Below are 17,529 nucleotides of genomic sequence, written 5' to 3' on the forward strand. Positions count from 1 at the left end.
TTTATCTCCGTTGTCTTCTTCAGGTTTTATCCAAAACTTTTCAGTTTTTTCAAAAAATTAAAAATAATTTAGTGTTTGGCCTTACTTAACGGAATCCATTAAGACTTAGGACGCTTCACACCGTACTTAGAACGACCTTGTTTACGGTCGTTAACGCCAGCACAGTCAAGTGCACCGCGAACAGTGTGGTAACGTACACCCGGAAGGTCTTTTACACGACCGCCACGGATTAGTACAACACTGTGCTCTTGAAGGTTGTGACCTTCACCGCCGATGTACGATGTAACTTCGAAGCCGTTTGTCAGACGTACACGACAAACTTTACGAAGTGCTGAGTTAGGTTTTTTAGGTGTAGTAGTGTAAACACGAGTACATACACCACGTTTTTGTGGGCACGCTTCTAGTGCAGGCACGTTGCTTTTAACAACTTGCTTTGCACGAGGCTTACGTACCAACTGGTTAATAGTTGCCATTAACTAGCTCCTGATTTACTTGAAAGTAAGCTTTGTGAAAAATCTATCCCCAACTACCATTGCAGTTAGGGACGCAAAATTCTATGCAGCAGTGAGAGGTGTGTCAAGAAATATACGGATCTTTTTTGTTCAATTAGGACAATTCATCCGTAAAGCTTTAGCGACAGTAAATCACGTTCAATCCCAAGTAAGCGATTTATCCTGTTTAACTGTGAGCTCAACGAAGCCTGAGTAATTCACGATCGTCAGTGATGGACTGATACGATTCGCAATACCGCGAGCGTGAATATCGCTCTCTAGCACAAATACACTGCGGTTTTTTAGGTGGGAGAACGCTTTATGCTGCGAGTTAGCAGCGTACACGGCATCTTCTATAAGTAAGATGTCATCCTGTGCACTGCATAAGGGCATGGCGTCTTCTAGAGCGGAGACCGTTTTTATAATATGTAGCATAACTTCCTCAGAACGACAGTAGCTTGCCAGCGTGTTGCAACTTATCTTTGAGCTGCTCTGAGCTTAACGCTTGAGCTTCAATGACTAAATCCGCTTGAGCCAAACCTCGCTGAGCTAATGATTCTGAGCACACAAAGACTTGTTCAATATCGTATAAATCGAAAAGCTTCAGCATCGGCGCATAATCTTTGCTCAAGATCTTACTCGGTTCTTGCCCTAGTAGAAGCTGGTAAACCCCATCTCCCATGAAAATGACGCTGATATCTTCACAGTAAGCCGACGCGGCTAATAGTACATCCACACCTTCACGACCAGCCGCACTGCCATGAGGTGCGCTACGAAATAGATAAGTTAGCTGACTCAAAACTGTACCACTCTGTCTTGGGTTAACATCGCTTCGGCTAAGCTACCTAAGCCAGCTTGCTCAAAACCTTCCGCTAGATTGCTCTGGACCAAACCATGTTGATTCGCTTCTTCTTCACTTACGATCCCGCGACGCAAAGCCGCAGCAACACAAGTTTCTAGACGAACACCATGCTCTTTTGCCAAAGATTGCCATGCCTTATTGAGATCAAATTCGTCGTTGGCAGGCACACTCAAAGCAGTACCATTGGTCACGCCCTCTTGATAAAAGAAAACGCTCACTAACTGATGGCCTTGCTCAATCACCGCCTTGGCGAACTGATAAGCACTGCGCGCTGACTGGCTACCGTAAACAGGACCATTCACCACCAACGTGTAAGTCAGTTTACTCACTTTTCATCGTCCTCGGTTTTACGTTGACGAATGTATAAGTAGACGGTGTGTTTTGAAATGTTAAGACGATCTGCAACGCGGTTGATGGCATCTTTAATATCGAAGATGCCTTTGTCGTACAACTCCATCACGATTTGGCGGTTCTTGGTGTTGTTCGATACGGATTTATCCGCATTGATCTCTTCGATGGTGCGTTCAACAGTTTGGTCCACCAGCTCTTCTACGTCACTAGCAAAGTTAACCGAGGAAGCCGCTTCTTTTGCTTCTTGCGTTGGCATGAAAGATTGAAGGACTTGCGAGAAGGGCGCGTCCAAGTTGACGTTGATACACAACAAACCAATCACGCGATTTTCACCATTACGAATGGCAACAGTGATCGACTTCATCAACACGCCACCTTTTGCACGGGTAAAGTACGAACGTGAGAAGTTGCGCTCCGAGCCTTCGATGTCTTTTAGCATTTTAAGCGCTAAATCAGTGATCGGTGAGCCGACTTGGCGACCCGTGTTTTCACCGTTAGCGATTTTAATTGCAGAGGTATTTAAGTCTTCTAGCGAGTGAAGAACGATTTCACAAAAGGGACCTATCAGGCTGGCGATACCATCAACGACCGCCTCATAAGATCTTAAAATGATTTTGTCGTGCTCGGTAAACGGCATCACGTTAACGGATTCCATTTCGAGCAACATCTCCGCGTTTATTGTTTCTGTAGTTGTCATAAGCCTTCGAGCGAAAAATCAACAAATTGGTGTAAGTTTATCAGAAAATTTGAAAATCAACCTAGCAAACTCACCAACTAGTGACCTAGAACAAAAAAGGCCCGTTAAACGGACCTTTTTCAATAACTTATCGCGGCTTATTGTTATTGCTCTGCGTTGTCGTTCTCGACTTTTAGCAGCTCAACTTCAAATACTAGCGTTGAGTTAGCAGGAATGCTTGGTGTGTCTTGATCACCGTATGCTAGCTCTGGCGGGATAACGAATTTGAATTTAGAACCCACAGGCATTAGCTGAACACCTTCTGTCCAACCTGGGATTACACGGTTAAGTGGGAATGTTGCAGGTTCACCACGATCGTAAGAGCTATCAAATTGCGTACCATCGATTAGCGTACCTTTGTAGTGTACTTGAACCGTATCAGTGTCTTTTGGCTTCTCACCTTCAGCAGGAGTAATAACTTGGTATAGAAGACCTGTATCTGTCTTCACTACGCCTTCTTGCTTCTCGAACTCAGCACGGAAATCATCGCCAGCTTTTTTTGCTTCAGCTGCTTTCTCAGCCGCTTGTGCTTGCATCTTTTCAGCAACACGCTTATCTAGAGATTCTAGTGCTGCACGTGTTTCTTCTTCATTCAATTCAGCATTGCCTTTGAAGACGTCTTCGATACCTTTTAGTACCAAGTCTTTGTTAAGATTAATGCCGATTTCGCTTGGCTTGTCGATGCTTGTGCTTAGGTAGTTAGCAAATGAAACACCGATTGCGTATGCCGCTTTATCGTCGTCGGTTTTAAAGTGAACCGCTTTACCGGTTTCTGCTTGAACTTGTTCTGCTTGAGGTGCGGCTTCTGTTTTAGTTTCTTCTTTCTGACAACCTACCGCTAGCATAACTGTTGCAGCAAGTAGCGACACTTTTAAAACTGATTTCATTAAATTCTCCCAATAATGGCTTTGCCATTGGTTGTTGTGCACAAATCTTCTATGAGACTAGTGAAGACAATCGTTATACCAATATACTAGCTATATGTCTTAAGACACAAACCGGATTATTAGATGTGATGCAAAGAATTTCTCATTTATTCCTATATTTAATTGTCATCACCACGTTAAATGGTTGCTTTTTCGCCGAGCGTGAAGTGCACCGTTGGCCGATAGAGCCTCAGGGTGCGACGAGCTTCGCACTTAGCAGAGATGGACGATTTGCTCTGCTCTATTCTCAGCAACACCATTTGATGTTGTGGGACCTAGAGCAAAATGAACAACTAGCCAACCTGGGTGAGCTCGATGCCGATGCCAACGTGGTATCCCATATTCGTATCTCAGACAATGGTCGCTATGCAGTCACAGCGAGCCAAATGAACTTCGCAGTTTGGGACTTAGGCTGGACGCAATCCAAAGGCCTTTGGTCTATTTCTGATGCGCTCATTCGCGACGTTGATATCACCAGTAACGGTGAGCAAGTTCTGCTCGGGTTATCCAACGGTAAAGCAATTTACGTCAACTTAGTCACCGGACGTCGCTTGGAGTTCCTTGCGCATCGTGAAAAAGTCAATTCCGTCGCCATTTCTCCTAATGGCCGCTTCGCACTGACTGGTGGTAATGACTACAAAGCGTATTTGTGGGACACCGAAACCGGACAAGTGCTGCGGACCTTCGAACATGAACAACGGGTTGTTCGTGTTGCCCTGCAACGAGATGGCAAGTTAGCAATGACATCCGATGGCGGAAACCAAGCGGTAATTTGGGATTTAAAAACTGGACAAGAAGTCACACAGTTGAGCAGTTGGTCGCGCCAATTGATCTTTTCTACTGCGCGATTTTCTGACGACGGAACTCAGTTAGTGACAGGAACGCCTTCTGGCCGCGTTTCAATATGGGATACTCAAACCGGAAAACGGATTGGCGGATTTGAAGTTGAGCCAAAAAAAGACACTCGCCCTCCCCGTGCGGTCGTGTATGATGCAGCCTTTGATTCAAAACAACGCGTAATTACTGCTACTTCAGCAGGTATTGCCCAAGCTTGGCAGTTAGAGAACGGATCATGACAGAAAAAATCATTCAGCAATTGGAAGCACGCATTAATGACTTAGAATGTCAGCTTGCGTTCCAAGAACAGACTATTGAAGATCTGAACGGCGCCTTATCGCAGCAGCAACTGCAAATTACCAAGATGCTCGATCAGATGAAATATGTGGTAGGTAAAGTAAAAAATATGGACTCGTCGAATTTAGCCGATCCGTCAAAAGAAACCCCACCACCGCATTATTAAAATGCAGGCTCAAATAGCACAAAGCCCAGAACATATTCTGGGCTTTGTTGTATTGATTACTTAAGAGGAAGCTATTCGTCGGCGTAAATTTTAACGCTCAGCTCGCCTTGCGTATTAATGCCAGCTCGGTACATGCCAGAGCTGTTCATCGCAAAGTGCAGCTCACCTTGCGCGTCAATTGCGATTAAACCGCCTTCGCCGCCCATCTCTTTCAGTTCCCCCTGAATAATATGCTCACAAGCAGTATGAATATCTTCTTGTAAGTAACGCATCCGCGCGGCGACGTCTTCTGCGACACGTTTACGGATAAAAAACTCACCGACACCCGTAGTTGAAACTGCTACAACGCCATTTTCGGCCACCGTGCCACAGCCTATCAAAGCCGAATCCCCAACTCGATTGTATTGCTTATTCGTTACGCCACCCGTACTGGTGGCAGCGGCTAAGTTACCTTGTTGGTCCAACGCTACGGCTCCGACGGTGCCATGTTTACGATCATCTGGGTAGCGAGATTCCGACAAAGCAAACAGCCCTTTCTCACGCATAGACAGCAACTGCTCATAACGGCGATCAGTAAAGAAGTAATCCTGTTCGGTATACTCATGGCCTTGTTCAAAAGCAAACTGCTCTGCGCCCTCACCCACCAACAACACGTGATTGCTGTTTCGCATTACGTCACGAGCGAGCTCAATTGGATTCTTGATATGACGAACACCAGCGACCGCGCCTGCGGCTTGGTTTCGACCATCCATGACAGAGGCATCCATTTCTACCATTTCGTTGTTGGTCAGCACCGAGCCTTTACCCGCATTAAAGTTAGGCGAGTCTTCCAATACTTTTACTGCAGCAACAACCGCATCCAAAGCGTCGCCGCCTTTCTCTAGAATTTGATAGCCAGCTTTTACCGACGCTTCCAAATCAGCCAAGATCGATTGCTGAAGTTCATTGCTCATCTGTTCACGTAAAATGGTGCCTGCGCCACCATGAATCGCAATCGAGAAAGGTTTTGTCATCGCTTTTTCCATGAGTTGTTCTTTTCTTCTATGCACTACACCTTAGATAAACAAAAAGCGCAAGTTGAAACCTCAACTTGCGCTTTTCAAAGCTTTACTAGATAAGATTATCTAGTGAAGGAGCTTGTGATTAGTGAGAACCACAGCTGCCGCCGCCACAGCAGCCTTCATCATCGTGATCATGGTCATGACCACAACCACCAGCTTGATGGATATGACCGTGTTCGATCTCTTCTGCTGTTGCTTCACGTGTAGACATAACTTCTACTTCGAAAGTTAGTGTTTGACCAGCTAGCATATGGTTACCGTCAACAACCACTTCGTTGCCATCAACTTCTGTTACTTCTACAGGGATTGGACCTTGGTCAGTGTCAGCCAGGAAGCGCATGCCCACTTCGATTTGGTCAACGCCTTGGAATACGTCCGCAGGAACGCGTTGTACTAGCGCATCGTTGTGCTCGCCGTAAGCTTCTTCAGGAGCTACCGTTACTGAGAACTTGTCGCCAGCCACTTTACCTTCAAGCTCTTTTTCAAGACCAGTGATTAGGTTGTTGTGACCGTGAAGGTAATCTAGAGGCGCTTCTGCTGTTGATTGATCAACAACGACACCGTCTTCCATCATTACTTTGTATGCAAGGCTTGCAACAACGTTCTTTTCAATTTTCATACTAACTCCAGGGAGATTAATTGACTTAACCTGAATGGGGTTAAGTACTGAGATATCTGGGTGTATTATGGGGATCAATTATCGAAGTTCAATTATTCCGGCTTAAAAATTCCGATCATTTCCTGATCTGAGTGTTTATTTTTCTCTACAGATTGCGGTTTACGCTGCTCAGTAAACTCACACTCGACACACTCAACTAACTCGATATTATTTTCAATCCACCAGCGCAGGGTATCTTGCTGGCTGCAATTTGGGCAGCTAGCGCCGGCAATAAAACGTTTCTTGATTTTCACGCTATTTCCTTAGCTTGAGTCTTGGCTCAAGTACTACTTCCAATGATTAGGTGACTGATGGTCGCTCTCCATCTCACGACCAAAAATTTCTTCTAGCTCTTTGCGTGCCTCTTTCGCTCTCTGAGCCAATTTCTTATCTTCATTGTGCTGAGGCAATAAGTCCTTAAGCATAGCATTATCTAACTTACGAAAATGTGCTTCTGCCCGCTTTGCTTGATAAGGGTGCATACCAAGTTCTACGAGCGCTTGACGACCGAGATCCAATGCCCCTAAAAATGTTTCACGAGAGTAATTCTCAACACCGTGGCTCATTAACTGATACGCCTCGACACGGCTTCTTGCTCGGGCTAGCAACTTAAGTTTCGGGAAGTGCACGCGGCAGATATCAACGATGGCCATCACCTCATCAGGTGAATCGGTACAAATGACCAATGCTTCTGCTTTATCTGCGCCAGCAGCCCGCAAAAGATCAATTTGGGTAGCATCGCCATAAAACACTTTGTAACCATACTTGCGCAGTAGGTGGATTTGGCTGGCATCACTTTCTAATACCGTCACTTTGATTTTATTGGCATACATTAAACGTCCGACGATCTGACCGAAACGTCCAAAGCCTGCAATGATCACACGCGGCCGACGATCCACTACTTTCGTGGTCATGCCCTCTTCTTCTTGATTCAGGGTATGAGCAAACCATTTTTTTTGTCCCATCAGCAAAAGTGGTGTCGTCACCATGGATAAACTGACCACCACCAACAAAAACGCCACTTGCTCTTTGGATAAAATGCCCTCTTGGCTCGCTGCGGTAAATATGACAAAGGCAAACTCACCACCTTGGCTTAAAATCGCGGCCATACGGCTTCTCGCTTTGGCTCCGACACGGGCAGCTCTCGCCAATGCATACAAAACCAAGCCCTTAACCACCACCAAAGCCACCACCGCGCCCAGAATCTCTAAAGGGTGTAATGCCAATAACCCCAAATTTACCGCCATGCCAACCGCGATGAAGAACAACCCCAACAACAAACCTTTAAACGGCTCGATAGCGATTTCCAATTCATGTCGATATTCACTCTCAGCCAGCAGAACGCCGGCTAAGAAAGTTCCTAGAGCCATAGAAAGCCCAAGCTTTTGCATCACGACAGAAATCCCAAGCACGACCAATAGTGCGGCGACGGTAAAGAGCTCACGAACGCCGCTCATCACAACAAAACGAAATAGTGGACGCAATAAGAAATGGCCACCAATCAACAGGGCCACCACACTGCCTAATACCGTGAAGACATCCAACCAACTACCGCCACTCTGCCCGCCAGCAAGCAAGGGCAACATTGCCAACATTGGGATCACTGCAATATCTTGAAAGAGCAATACTGCAAAACCAGACTGACCCGTTTCGGTGCCATTGAGCCCTTGCTCTTCAATCACTTTTAGAGCAATTGCCGTTGAGGACAGCGCCAACCCCATCCCAATCACCAAACTCACTTGCATGCTTACGCCGAACATACTGACGACACTGCCTAGCACGGCGGTCGTAACCACCACCTGCGCGCCGCCTAAACCTAGAATCGGTCCTCGCATTTGCCACAGTTTTTTAGGATTTAGCTCAAGGCCGATCAAGAACAGTAACAACACGACCCCAAGTTCAGCAAAGTGCAAAATAGCATCAACATCACTGATTAAGCCAAGACCCCAAGGGCCAATCAACACACCGGCAAGTAAATAACCTAAAACCGAGCCAAGTCCGAGACGCTGAGCAATCGGCACCGCGATAACCGCAGCCGAGAGAAAGACCACGCTACTTTGAAGAAACTCACTGGTTATCGCCATACTGACCTCCTTGGTCTGTTGCTTCCCAGTTTTCAAGTGGGTTGTTCAACCACCGACGATACAATTCTGCGTGCTCATACCGCTCAATATCCGAGACATTACGCGACCAATACAACACCAAAGGTTCAATCCAGTGCATTTGACACAAGGCAGCCGTCAGTTCAAACGGTTGTAAGATTTGCTCTAATGGATATTTGTTGTACCCCTTCGCGCTAAAGGCCTCTTCTTTCCCCCCCGTTGTAATCACACTACGCCAGTATTTTCCCTCTAGCGCCGAACCTCCGCCAAAAGCAAAACCTTTGCCCAGCACTCGGTCCAACCACTCTTTTAACAGGGCTGGGCATGAATACATATAAAGCGGGTGATGAAACACGATCACATCATGCGTGAGCAACAACTCATGTTCGTAATTCACATCAATAAAGAAGTCAGGGTAAACACCGTAAAGATCGTGCACAGTGACGTGATCAAGCGACTGAGCTTTTTTAATCATCACTTGATTAGCAATCGAGTTATGTGGCTCTGGATGAGCATAAATGACCAGAACTCTTGGGAGAATAGACGGTGCAACAGCCAAATGGTCGTCCTTGTGGTTATTTTTATCCGTTATCAAATTGTTATACTTTTTTGTACAGCATAATGCAATTAAAGCGAATCAATCGACTTTTCCGGCCAATACCCCTACTATTCACCGCTAGATATATACCCAAGTGGCTTTAAAAACGATTGAAACCACTTCGCTATGTAACCAAGCAACGCGCACTGCGCAAAGTGAATGAAAACTTTATGATTACCTTCTCTGATATTCAGTTACTGCGTGGCGGTAAACCTCTTTTAGAACAAGCTTCAGCGACTATCCATCCTGGCGATAAAGTCGGTCTTGTGGGCAAAAACGGCTGCGGTAAATCAACGCTATTTGCATTGCTGAAAGATGAACTGTCGATTGATGCAGGCTCATTTAGCCAACCTCAACATTGGGAGTTGGCCTGGGTCGCACAGGAAACGCCTGCGCTAGAGCGCACTGCACTGGAATACGTCATTGATGGTGATCGCGAGTACCGAGCGCTCGAAAAGCAGTTGGCTGAAGCGGAAGCACAAGACAACGGCACCTTGGTTGCCGAGATCCACGGTAAAATTGAAACCATCGGCGGTTATAGCATTCGCGCTCGCGCTGCAGAGTTGCTCGACGGTTTAGGTTTCAGCCAAGAGCAAATGAGTTGGAGTTTGACTCAATTCTCTGGTGGTTGGCGTATGCGCCTTAACTTAGCCCAGGCGCTATTGTGCCGTTCTGACTTATTGCTACTCGATGAGCCAACCAACCACTTGGACTTAGACGCGGTGATGTGGCTTGAACGTTGGCTACAAAACTACCCAGGCACACTGATCCTGATCTCGCACGACCGTGACTTCCTTGACCCCATTGTTGGCCGTATTATTCACATCGAAAACCAACAATTGAACGAATACACGGGTAACTATTCGTCGTTCGAAAACCAACGAGCGCAAAAAATGGTGCTGCAGCAAGCGATGTTCGAGAAGCAACAGAAACAGATGTCGCACATGCAAAGCTACATCGACCGTTTCCGTTATAAAGCCTCTAAAGCACGCCAGGCTCAAAGCCGTATTAAAGCTTTGGAGCGCATGGAGAAAGTGTTACCAGCTCAATTCGATAACCCATTTAGCTTCCAATTCCGTGAGCCCGCGGCGCTGCCAAACCCAATCATGATGATGGATGAAGTATCGGCAGGCTACGGTGACAACCTGATCTTAGAGAAGATCCGCTTGAACTTGGTTCCTGGCAGTCGCATTGGTCTGCTCGGCCGTAATGGCGCGGGTAAATCGACCTTAATCAAATTACTCTCTGGTGAGCTTAACGCGCAAGGTGGCGATCTGACTTACTCACAAGGCGTAAAAATAGGTTACTTTGCTCAGCATCAATTAGAAACGCTGCACCCAGAGGAAACGCCGCTGCAACACATGATGCAGATCGCGCCGGATCAAACCGAACAACAGCTACGTGATTACCTGGGCAGCTTTGGCTTCCAAGGCGACAAAGCACTGGAGAACGTCGCGCCGTTTTCGGGTGGTGAAAAAGCCCGTTTAGTGCTGGCCTTAATTGTGTGGCAAAAGCCAAACCTGTTGCTACTTGATGAACCAACCAACCACTTGGATTTGGACATGCGTCAGGCATTGACGATGGCACTGCAAACGTTCGAAGGTGCAATGGTGATTGTTTCGCACGACCGTTACCTATTGCGTGCTACAACCGATGACTTGTACTTGGTGCACGATCGTCAAGTTGCGCCGTTCGATGGTGACTTAAACGACTACTACAAGTGGTTAACCGAGCAACAAAGAGCGGAACGCAAAGAAGCACAAGCCGCACAGCCAGCCAAAGATAGCGCCAACAGCGCGGCAGCGAAAAAAGAGCAGAAACGTCGTGATGCAGAATTTCGTAAGCAGACGGCGCCAATTCGCAAAACGCTGACACAATTAGAAAATAAAATGGATAAGTTAGGTGCTGCACTGGCCGAAGCTGAAGAACAATTGGCAGATAACTCACTGTATGAAGCCGAAAATAAAGCTAAACTTAACCAAGTGCTGGCTCTTCAAGCTTCTAGTAAGGCAGAGCTCGAAGAAATTGAAATGGAATGGATGTCTGCTCAGGAAGAACTGGAGCAGATGGAGCTAGAGTTTAATCAATGAGTAATCAACACGCTGAATACACACTCACCCTAGAACACCTTTGGCAGTTCAGTCTGCAGTTTTATGGTGTGCGAGAAGTGAAAGAAGCGTGTTTATCATTGCAGAACAATTATCACGGCAACGTGAACCTACTCCTGCTGCTCAGATGGCTCGATGAGCAGCAACTCATTTTCCAAGAAAAAGACTGGCCTCTGGTACAAAGCTGTCTGGGCCGAAGCGAAACCTTACTGCACTCTTTTCGCGACTTACGTCGCCATCTTAAGTCTCAAGTCAATGACGCTTTATATCGTGAAACCTTGCAGTTTGAGCTGCAACTAGAAAAGCAGCAACAAGCGGATTTGGTGAACTGCATTAACTCGCTCACGCTGGTCAAAAATGATGGCGCCCCACTCACGCTGAGATACTGTCGTCAACTTGGTGGTGAGCATTTGCAACAGGCCTTTGCTATTCCGGTGCCAAACATTCACCCACCAAAACGCCCATAAATCTGTAGAATACCTATAATCTTTATAAAGGATTATATTAATAAGTTCTTCAACTGACACCGAAGAACCGCATAAGAGCAGTTAGGTATGACACAATTTTTCGCAGCCGCCGGGATCAAAAACCCGCATCTTCAAACGCTTTTACCGCGTTTTATTCGCAAAAAAGCGTTGTTTACGCCGATTTGGCAAACCCTCGATACATCCGATGGCGACTTTCTCGATCTCGCATGGAGCGAGGACCCAACCCAAGAACCTGCGCAAAAAAAGCCGATTTTTGTTTTATTTCATGGACTAGAAGGCTGCTTCTATAGCCCTTACGCCAATGGCCTAATGAATGCATTTGCTCAATCCGGATGGCTGTCGGTGATGATGCATTTCCGCGGTTGTAGCGGTAAGCCAAACAAGAAAGCTCGCGCCTATCATTCTGGTGAAGTGACTGACGCCCGCCACTTCTTAGAGCACCTTGAGCAACGCTTTCCTGATAACCCCAAAGTTGCGGTTGGCATTTCTCTTGGCGGTAACATGTTGGCGAATTATTTAGCCCAATACAAAGACCACCCCATTTTGAATGCGGCGACCATTATCTCAGCACCTTTAGACTTAGCAGCGTGTGCGAACCGTATTGAACAAGGCTTTTCGAAAGTGTATCGCCGTTACCTACTCTCTTCGCTCAAACGCAACGCATTGCAAAAACATCACTTGTTGCATGGCGAGCTCGCTTTGTCCTACAACTCAATAAAACGTGTCACACGATTGTATGAATTCGATGATTTGATCACGGCACCACTGCACGGTTTTAAAGACGCACAAGATTATTACGATCAATGTTCTGGCTTAAGTAAATTACAACAGATCACGCTACCGACACTGATCATTCACGCCAAAGACGATCCATTCATGACCGACGATGTGATCCCGAAATTTGTTCTGCCAGATAATATTGATTACCGTCTCTTTGAGCACGGTGGGCATGTTGGTTTCCTTACAGGTTCAGCGCTCAAGCCGAAATTTTGGTTAGAAGAAGCGCTGCCAGCGTATTACGAAAGTATTGCCGCAGATTACCTTTCTGCTGTATCCAAGCAGCGAAAGCAGTAAACTAGCCGCTCATCATAAAAGTTCGAGGTATTTATGATCATTCCATGGCAAGACATTGCGCCAGAAACATTGGAAAACTTAATTCGTGAATTCGTCTTACGTGAAGGCACGGATTACGGAACCGTCGAGATTTCTTTGCAAGACAAAGTGGATCAAGTAAAAACTCAATTAGAAAAAGGCGAAGCGGTTATCGTGTTCTCTGAACTGCACGAAACCGTCGATATTCAGGTAAAAACAAAATTTTAGACCCTTCACATTTTACCGTACCCCACTCAATGACAAGGCATTGTTACGTGCTATAGTGGGTTATCGACCGTGCAGTAGCAGCCTACTGCACATTACAGGTAAGTAATTTTCGACAAGGTTTGTCATGTCAGCTAAACACCCAATTATTGCGGTTACTGGTTCATCCGGTGCCGGCACGACCACTACATCTGAAGCCTTCCGTAAGATGTTCAATATGATGAACGTTAAACCCGCATGGGTTGAAGGCGACAGCTTCCATCGCTTTACTCGCCCTGAAATGGATATAGAAATCCGTAAAGCGCGCGAGCAAGGTCGACACATTAGCTACTTTGGCCCTCAAGCTAATGACTTTCCAGGATTGGAAGAGTTTTTCCGTAAATATGGTCACGATGGCGCAGGCAGCGTACGTCGCTACCTACACACCTTTGACGAGGCCGTACCTTATAATCAAATGCCTGGAACCTTCACACCGTGGCAGGACTTACCGGAGAACAGTGACGTTCTCTTCTATGAAGGCTTGCACGGCGGTGTTGTGGATGGCGATGTTAATGTTGCGCAGCATGTGGATTTCTTGATTGGTATGGTACCAATCGTAAACTTAGAGTGGATCCAAAAGTTTGTGCGTGATACTCGTGACCGCGGTCATTCACGAGAAGCAGTAATGGATTCTATCGTGCGCTCGATGGACGATTATCTTAACTACATCACTCCGCAATTTTCTCGCACTCATATTAACTTTCAGCGCGTCCCAACGGTCGATACCTCCAACCCCCTTAATGCGAAGGGTATCCCAAGCCTGGATGAGAGCTTTGTCGTAATTCGCTTGCGTGGGATAAAGAAAGTCGACTTCCCATATCTCCTGGCTATGATTGATGGCTCATTCATGTCACGCCACAACACGATTGTCGTGCCAGGCGGTAAGATGAGCTTTGCAATGGAGCTCATAGTTCGGCCTATCCTACAACAGCTCATCGAAACAGGGAAAATTGGCTAAAAACCTGCCTGCGAAGATGTTTACTTTTCATACCGTGATCATGTGCACAGTTTTGCTTACAAAATCTCAATCATGGCACGATTAAAATCAAGAAATCGTTTTCGAAAAAGGATACTATTTCTTACCGAAACACAAGAGAGCTTGCAGCATATAAAAAGTGCTCTTATTCTAGTAGGCCTAATTCAGGCTTAGCTAAAATATGGATAGCGCAAGCGTACCCTGCAGAGGAAGTGAGATATTATGGTTCTAGGTAAACCTCAAACCGACCCAACATTAGAGTGGTTTCTTTCACACTGTCATATTCATAAGTACCCTTCAAAGAGCACGCTAATTCACGCGGGCGAAAAGGCAGAAACTTTGTACTACATCGTTAAAGGTTCTGTTGCGGTTCTTATCAAAGACGAAGAAGGTAAGGAGATGATCCTTTCTTACCTAAACCAAGGAGACTTTATTGGTGAACTTGGTCTATTCGAGGAAGACCAAGAGCGCACAGCTTGGGTTCGTGCTAAATCTCCTTGTGAAGTTGCTGAAATTTCTTTCAAGAAATTCCGTCAGCTTATCCAAGTAAACCCAGACATCCTAATGCGCCTTTCTGCGCAGATGGCTCGTCGTCTTCAAGTAACTAGCCAAAAAGTGGGTGACCTGGCGTTCCTAGACGTAACTGGTCGTATCGCTCAGACGCTTCTGAACCTTGCAAAACAACCAGACGCAATGACTCACCCAGACGGCATGCAAATCAAGATCACTCGTCAAGAAATCGGTCAAATAGTTGGCTGTTCTCGTGAGACAGTAGGTCGTATCTTGAAAATGTTAGAAGAGCAGAACTTAATCTCTGCGCACGGTAAAACTATCGTGGTTTACGGTACTCGTTAATCTCAAACCAGAGTGACGCGAACAAAATTATAAAAGCCACCAATGGCGACATTGGTGGCTTTTTATTTGTCTTGTAACCACATTGAGCTCAGAGCAACAAAAGACTAATGAGCAAGTTGGTTAGTCGAAAGGTTCACCCTAAAAGTTAGCCATTCGTACTTTCAAAGATTTTGTCCGCTGAAGCCGCCACAAAACCTGGGTACAGCTCACCATTTTCCATCGGGTAGCGCTTAGCAAACTCGTAAAAGCCACCAGGGATAATTTCAGTGCCTTCGCTAAAGCGAACCGCCACTTTATCCGCCATGGTCGATGATTGTTCTAGTAGCACCTCAGGAGTGCCCTTCACTTCCCCGCCGTTTTCATTAATGGTAAATCCGGCCGTACGTAAGTGATCGTTTACTTGCTTCACTTCTTCGTATTCATTGAGCTGGTTAACGCTCACCGTGAAGTGGTTTGCGCCGTAACCATGCGCCGCAAGCCAAGATGCGTACTCACTTTCTTTAGCCAATGTTTGGTAGTCAGCAAAGCTTAAATCCCACAAGCGTCCACCATGTAAGAATGCGCTATCGTTCAGCTTGCCTGCATCGACTTGTGCCACCAGCTTTTTCACAATCTCTTGCAGCTCAGGTGAACACTCCTCAACTTTTAGCTCACTAATAAAGACTTTAGGTTGCTTCGGATCAGGGTGCTCATAGTGTTTAGCAACCAGCTTTTTACTTTCGAAAACGTAGTCACCACATGCCTGATAGCCAATGGCTACAAATGGTTTAGCTAAGGTTTCGATACCAAGAGGCGCAATATTGAAGGTACGTAAAGCTATATGATCATTAATCAGAGGCTCATCTTCTTGAAGCAGCTGATGTACTTTCGCAGCAGAAGGGCAAAGACGTTGAATGTAATCTTGCCATAGCGATTCAAATAACACATCGGGCGTCATAACGACTCCTTGTTACGAGATGTAGAGTTAAAAGGTAAGCGGAAGTTGACTGCTCGTTCACAACGAAAAGTTGTCCAGAATAATGAACGAGCAGCCATCAACCTGTGACGGTAAATGCCAGTCAGTCAACACGCTTTTCCGAGTCTTTGCTCACTTTCCGTGTTCTGCCAACGATCACTACAACCCATACCTAAATGATTCGCCGGCAAGGTGAGCCGCAATACATGGTTGCGACTCTGTTATTAAAACTTATAGCGCCACACCTGGGCTTAATGTTGCAGGCAAGATAGTCTCTTGACCTTCCATTGATGCCATCGGGTACGCACAGTAGTCTGCTGCGTAATAAGCGCTTGGACGTAGGTTACCTGACGCACCAGGACCACCAAATGGCGCATCACCACTTGCACCAGTGAGCTGGCGGTTACGGTTCACGATCCCTGCACGAATATGGTCAACGAAGTATTCCCATTCTTGGTCGTCAGTTGAAACTAAACCAGCAGAGAGACCAAAGCGCGTGTCGTTCGCCAGTTCTACAGCTTTTTCTAGCCCTTCGTAACGCACCACTTGCAGAAGTGGACCGAAGTACTCTTCATCTGGTAGCTCAGCAATGTTCGTTACATCAATAATGCCCGGAGAAACAAACGCTGCCTCTCCTGCTTTAGCTTCAATCAAGCTTTCACCACCAAGTGATTGAAGGTTCGCTTGTGCATCGAGAATGAACTTGGCTGCGGCAACGGAGATTTGCGGCCCCATAAATGGCGCAGGCTCTGCAAATGGTTGGTCTACGCGAATATTCTTCGTCGCTTCAACCAGTTTCGTGATGAGCGCATCACCTTTCTCACCCAATGGCACGTACAAACGACGAGCACACGTACAACGTTGACCAGCACTGATAAACGCTGACTGGATGATGGTGTACACCGTGGCATCCAAATCACCGTATTTATCAGAGATCACCATCGGGTTATTACCACCCATTTCTAGTGCTAACATCTTGTCTGGTTGACCCGCAAATTGACGGTGCAATACATGCCCCGTGTTCGCGCTGCCCGTGAACAGTACGCCATCAATGCCTTTCGCATCAGCAAGCGCAATACCGGTTTCTTTCGCACCTTGGACAAGGTTGATCACGCCTTTCGGCAGACCTGCTTCTTCCCAAAGTTTCATAGCTAGCTCGCCAGTCCAAGGCGTTTGCTCGGATGGCTTGAACACAACGGTGTTACCCGCTAGTAACGCAGGCACAATGTGACCATTTGGTAGGTGACCAGGGAAGTTATATGGCCCAAATACCGCCATCACGCCCAGTGGGCGATGACGCAACACAATTTGGTTGCCCGCCGCTTCACGGCTCGCTTCACCGGTGCGGTCATGGTAAGCACGAATAGAGATTGCAATTTTACCTGCCATTGCCGCTGCTTCAGTGCGCGTTTCCCAAATTGGCTTACCAGTTTCTTTGGCAATGACTTCGGCGATTTTCTCGCTGTTCTCTTTTACTTTCTCAGCAAAAGCCAACACGATCGCTTCACGCTCTGCAAATGGGCGTTTTTTCCAGTCAATAAACGCTTCACGCGCTACAGATACCGCTTGATTCACCTGCTCTGCCGTTGCACCGTTGCCTTGCCAGATCACTTCTTGGTTGTAAGGTGACAGAGACGTAAATGCTTCACCCTGACCTTGTACCCATTCACCTGCAATCCAATGTGTCATTGTTTCTATCCTTAAAT

The 17,529-nt window shown here is 46.5% G+C and carries 21 protein-coding genes; 8 read left to right on the forward strand and 13 right to left on the reverse strand.

Going from position 1 to position 17,529, the window contains the following annotated elements; all coding sequences use genetic code 11:
* Positions 1-98: 98 nt before the first annotated feature.
* The 6 genes from rpsL to fkpA all read right to left on the reverse strand — a co-directional run bounded on the left by rpsL (position 99) and on the right by fkpA (position 3,327).
* Entirely contained in the window at positions 99-473 is a 375-nt protein-coding gene (gene rpsL, locus LIX84_RS22240; RefSeq protein WP_004399892.1) for a 30S ribosomal protein S12, read from the reverse strand.
* Between the two features lie 177 nt (positions 474-650).
* Positions 651-926, reverse strand: a complete 276-nt coding sequence (gene tusB, locus LIX84_RS22245) for a sulfurtransferase complex subunit TusB (RefSeq protein WP_041852883.1) — start codon at positions 924-926, stop codon at positions 651-653.
* A gap of 7 nt (positions 927-933) precedes the next feature.
* A complete protein-coding gene (tusC, locus tag LIX84_RS22250; protein ID WP_226422185.1) occupies positions 934-1,290 on the reverse strand; it encodes a sulfurtransferase complex subunit TusC in 357 nt (118 codons plus the stop codon).
* Positions 1,287-1,682 carry a sulfurtransferase complex subunit TusD gene (gene tusD, locus LIX84_RS22255; protein ID WP_046874531.1) on the reverse strand — a complete coding sequence of 132 codons (396 nt, stop codon included), beginning with the start codon at positions 1,680-1,682 and terminating at the stop codon, positions 1,287-1,289. The genes tusC and tusD overlap by 4 nt, the downstream gene beginning before the upstream one ends.
* Positions 1,679-2,401 (reverse strand): helix-turn-helix transcriptional regulator, encoded by a 723-nt coding sequence (locus LIX84_RS22260; protein ID WP_031780643.1) that lies wholly within the window; start codon positions 2,399-2,401, stop codon positions 1,679-1,681. The genes tusD and LIX84_RS22260 overlap by 4 nt, the downstream gene beginning before the upstream one ends.
* A gap of 143 nt (positions 2,402-2,544) precedes the next feature.
* Entirely contained in the window at positions 2,545-3,327 is a 783-nt protein-coding gene (gene fkpA, locus LIX84_RS22265) for an FKBP-type peptidyl-prolyl cis-trans isomerase (RefSeq protein ID WP_005397659.1), read from the reverse strand.
* A 128-nt stretch (positions 3,328-3,455) separates the two neighbouring features.
* Between fkpA and LIX84_RS22270 the strand changes: the two genes are divergently transcribed.
* Positions 3,456-4,442, forward strand: a complete 987-nt coding sequence (locus LIX84_RS22270) for a WD40 repeat domain-containing protein (protein WP_226422186.1) — start codon at positions 3,456-3,458, stop codon at positions 4,440-4,442.
* On the forward strand, positions 4,439-4,666 hold the full coding sequence (locus LIX84_RS22275; protein WP_226422187.1) for a SlyX family protein: 228 nt from the start codon (positions 4,439-4,441) through the stop codon (positions 4,664-4,666). Before LIX84_RS22270 ends, LIX84_RS22275 begins: the two co-directional genes overlap by 4 nt.
* 71 nt (positions 4,667-4,737) lie before the next feature.
* Here LIX84_RS22275 and LIX84_RS22280 read toward each other — a convergent pair whose 3' ends face one another.
* From LIX84_RS22280 to kefG, 5 genes are all read right to left on the reverse strand, one after another.
* Positions 4,738-5,679: an isoaspartyl peptidase/L-asparaginase family protein gene (locus LIX84_RS22280; RefSeq protein ID WP_226422196.1), complete on the reverse strand. Its 942-nt coding sequence runs from the start codon at positions 5,677-5,679 to the stop codon at positions 4,738-4,740.
* A 130-nt stretch (positions 5,680-5,809) separates the two neighbouring features.
* Complete coding sequence (slyD, locus tag LIX84_RS22285; protein WP_005397664.1) at positions 5,810-6,346, reverse strand: peptidylprolyl isomerase; 537 nt, start codon at positions 6,344-6,346, stop codon at positions 5,810-5,812.
* A 92-nt stretch (positions 6,347-6,438) separates the two neighbouring features.
* The gene (locus LIX84_RS22290; RefSeq protein ID WP_005381449.1) at positions 6,439-6,639 is read right to left on the reverse strand and encodes a YheV family putative zinc ribbon protein; all 201 of its coding nucleotides are present in this window, start codon (positions 6,637-6,639) and stop codon (positions 6,439-6,441) included.
* 33 nt (positions 6,640-6,672) lie between these two features.
* Complete coding sequence (gene kefB / locus LIX84_RS22295) at positions 6,673-8,469, reverse strand: glutathione-regulated potassium-efflux system protein KefB (RefSeq protein ID WP_046874533.1); 1,797 nt, start codon at positions 8,467-8,469, stop codon at positions 6,673-6,675.
* Positions 8,453-9,046: a glutathione-regulated potassium-efflux system ancillary protein KefG gene (gene kefG / locus LIX84_RS22300; RefSeq protein WP_046874534.1), complete on the reverse strand. Its 594-nt coding sequence runs from the start codon at positions 9,044-9,046 to the stop codon at positions 8,453-8,455. The genes kefB and kefG overlap by 17 nt, the downstream gene beginning before the upstream one ends.
* 209 nt (positions 9,047-9,255) lie before the next feature.
* On the opposite strand from kefG, the gene LIX84_RS22305 reads away from it, so the two are divergent.
* The 6 genes from LIX84_RS22305 (at position 9,256) to crp (ending at position 14,868) form a co-directional block, all read left to right on the forward strand.
* Positions 9,256-11,175, forward strand: coding sequence for an ABC transporter ATP-binding protein (locus LIX84_RS22305; RefSeq protein ID WP_226422197.1), 1,920 nt, complete (start codon positions 9,256-9,258; stop codon positions 11,173-11,175).
* Positions 11,172-11,660 (forward strand): TIGR02444 family protein, encoded by a 489-nt coding sequence (locus LIX84_RS22310; RefSeq protein WP_005397673.1) that lies wholly within the window; start codon positions 11,172-11,174, stop codon positions 11,658-11,660. The genes LIX84_RS22305 and LIX84_RS22310 overlap by 4 nt, the downstream gene beginning before the upstream one ends.
* Positions 11,661-11,747: 87 nt before the next feature.
* Positions 11,748-12,755, forward strand: coding sequence for a hydrolase (locus tag LIX84_RS22315; RefSeq protein WP_046874535.1), 1,008 nt, complete (start codon positions 11,748-11,750; stop codon positions 12,753-12,755).
* Between the two features lie 33 nt (positions 12,756-12,788).
* Positions 12,789-13,001, forward strand: coding sequence for a YheU family protein (locus LIX84_RS22320; RefSeq protein WP_048626696.1), 213 nt, complete (start codon positions 12,789-12,791; stop codon positions 12,999-13,001).
* Positions 13,002-13,125: 124 nt separating this feature from the next.
* Positions 13,126-13,995 (forward strand): phosphoribulokinase, encoded by an 870-nt coding sequence (locus LIX84_RS22325; RefSeq protein ID WP_005397679.1) that lies wholly within the window; start codon positions 13,126-13,128, stop codon positions 13,993-13,995.
* 240 nt (positions 13,996-14,235) lie between these two features.
* Positions 14,236-14,868, forward strand: coding sequence for a cAMP-activated global transcriptional regulator CRP (gene crp, locus LIX84_RS22330; RefSeq protein ID WP_005381432.1), 633 nt, complete (start codon positions 14,236-14,238; stop codon positions 14,866-14,868).
* Between the two features lie 145 nt (positions 14,869-15,013).
* Here the strand turns inward: crp and LIX84_RS22335 are convergent, their stop codons facing one another.
* The gene (locus tag LIX84_RS22335; RefSeq protein WP_005397681.1) at positions 15,014-15,805 is read right to left on the reverse strand and encodes a DUF1338 domain-containing protein; all 792 of its coding nucleotides are present in this window, start codon (positions 15,803-15,805) and stop codon (positions 15,014-15,016) included.
* A 249-nt stretch (positions 15,806-16,054) separates the two neighbouring features.
* Positions 16,055-17,512, reverse strand: a complete 1,458-nt coding sequence (astD, locus tag LIX84_RS22340; RefSeq protein WP_226422188.1) for a succinylglutamate-semialdehyde dehydrogenase — start codon at positions 17,510-17,512, stop codon at positions 16,055-16,057.
* Between the last annotated feature and the right edge of the window lie 17 nt (positions 17,513-17,529).

The sequence above is a fragment of the Vibrio sp. E14 genome (assembly GCF_020515785.1).
In the GTDB taxonomy this organism is placed as follows: domain Bacteria; phylum Pseudomonadota; class Gammaproteobacteria; order Enterobacterales; family Vibrionaceae; genus Vibrio; species Vibrio diabolicus.

Bases quoted from the DNA above. Each gene is read 5' to 3' on its own strand.
- rpsL (WP_004399892.1), bottom strand. From the start codon at position 473: ATGGCAACTATTAACCAGTTGGTACGTAAGCCTCGTGCAAAGCAAGTT.
- tusB (WP_041852883.1), bottom strand. From the start codon at position 926: ATGCTACATATTATAAAAACGGTCTCCGCTCTAGAAGACGCCATGCCC.
- LIX84_RS22260 (WP_031780643.1), bottom strand. From the start codon at position 2,401: ATGACAACTACAGAAACAATAAACGCGGAGATGTTGCTCGAAATGGAA.
- fkpA (WP_005397659.1), bottom strand. From the start codon at position 3,327: ATGAAATCAGTTTTAAAAGTGTCGCTACTTGCTGCAACAGTTATGCTA.
- LIX84_RS22270 (WP_226422186.1), top strand. From the start codon at position 3,456: ATGCAAAGAATTTCTCATTTATTCCTATATTTAATTGTCATCACCACG.
- LIX84_RS22275 (WP_226422187.1), top strand. From the start codon at position 4,439: ATGACAGAAAAAATCATTCAGCAATTGGAAGCACGCATTAATGACTTA.
- LIX84_RS22280 (WP_226422196.1), bottom strand. From the start codon at position 5,679: ATGACAAAACCTTTCTCGATTGCGATTCATGGTGGCGCAGGCACCATT.
- slyD (WP_005397664.1), bottom strand. From the start codon at position 6,346: ATGAAAATTGAAAAGAACGTTGTTGCAAGCCTTGCATACAAAGTAATG.
- kefB (WP_046874533.1), bottom strand. From the start codon at position 8,469: ATGGCGATAACCAGTGAGTTTCTTCAAAGTAGCGTGGTCTTTCTCTCG.
- LIX84_RS22305 (WP_226422197.1), top strand. From the start codon at position 9,256: ATGATTACCTTCTCTGATATTCAGTTACTGCGTGGCGGTAAACCTCTT.
- LIX84_RS22310 (WP_005397673.1), top strand. From the start codon at position 11,172: ATGAGTAATCAACACGCTGAATACACACTCACCCTAGAACACCTTTGG.
- LIX84_RS22315 (WP_046874535.1), top strand. From the start codon at position 11,748: ATGACACAATTTTTCGCAGCCGCCGGGATCAAAAACCCGCATCTTCAA.
- LIX84_RS22320 (WP_048626696.1), top strand. From the start codon at position 12,789: ATGATCATTCCATGGCAAGACATTGCGCCAGAAACATTGGAAAACTTA.
- LIX84_RS22325 (WP_005397679.1), top strand. From the start codon at position 13,126: ATGTCAGCTAAACACCCAATTATTGCGGTTACTGGTTCATCCGGTGCC.
- crp (WP_005381432.1), top strand. From the start codon at position 14,236: ATGGTTCTAGGTAAACCTCAAACCGACCCAACATTAGAGTGGTTTCTT.
- LIX84_RS22335 (WP_005397681.1), bottom strand. From the start codon at position 15,805: ATGACGCCCGATGTGTTATTTGAATCGCTATGGCAAGATTACATTCAA.
- astD (WP_226422188.1), bottom strand. From the start codon at position 17,512: ATGACACATTGGATTGCAGGTGAATGGGTACAAGGTCAGGGTGAAGCA.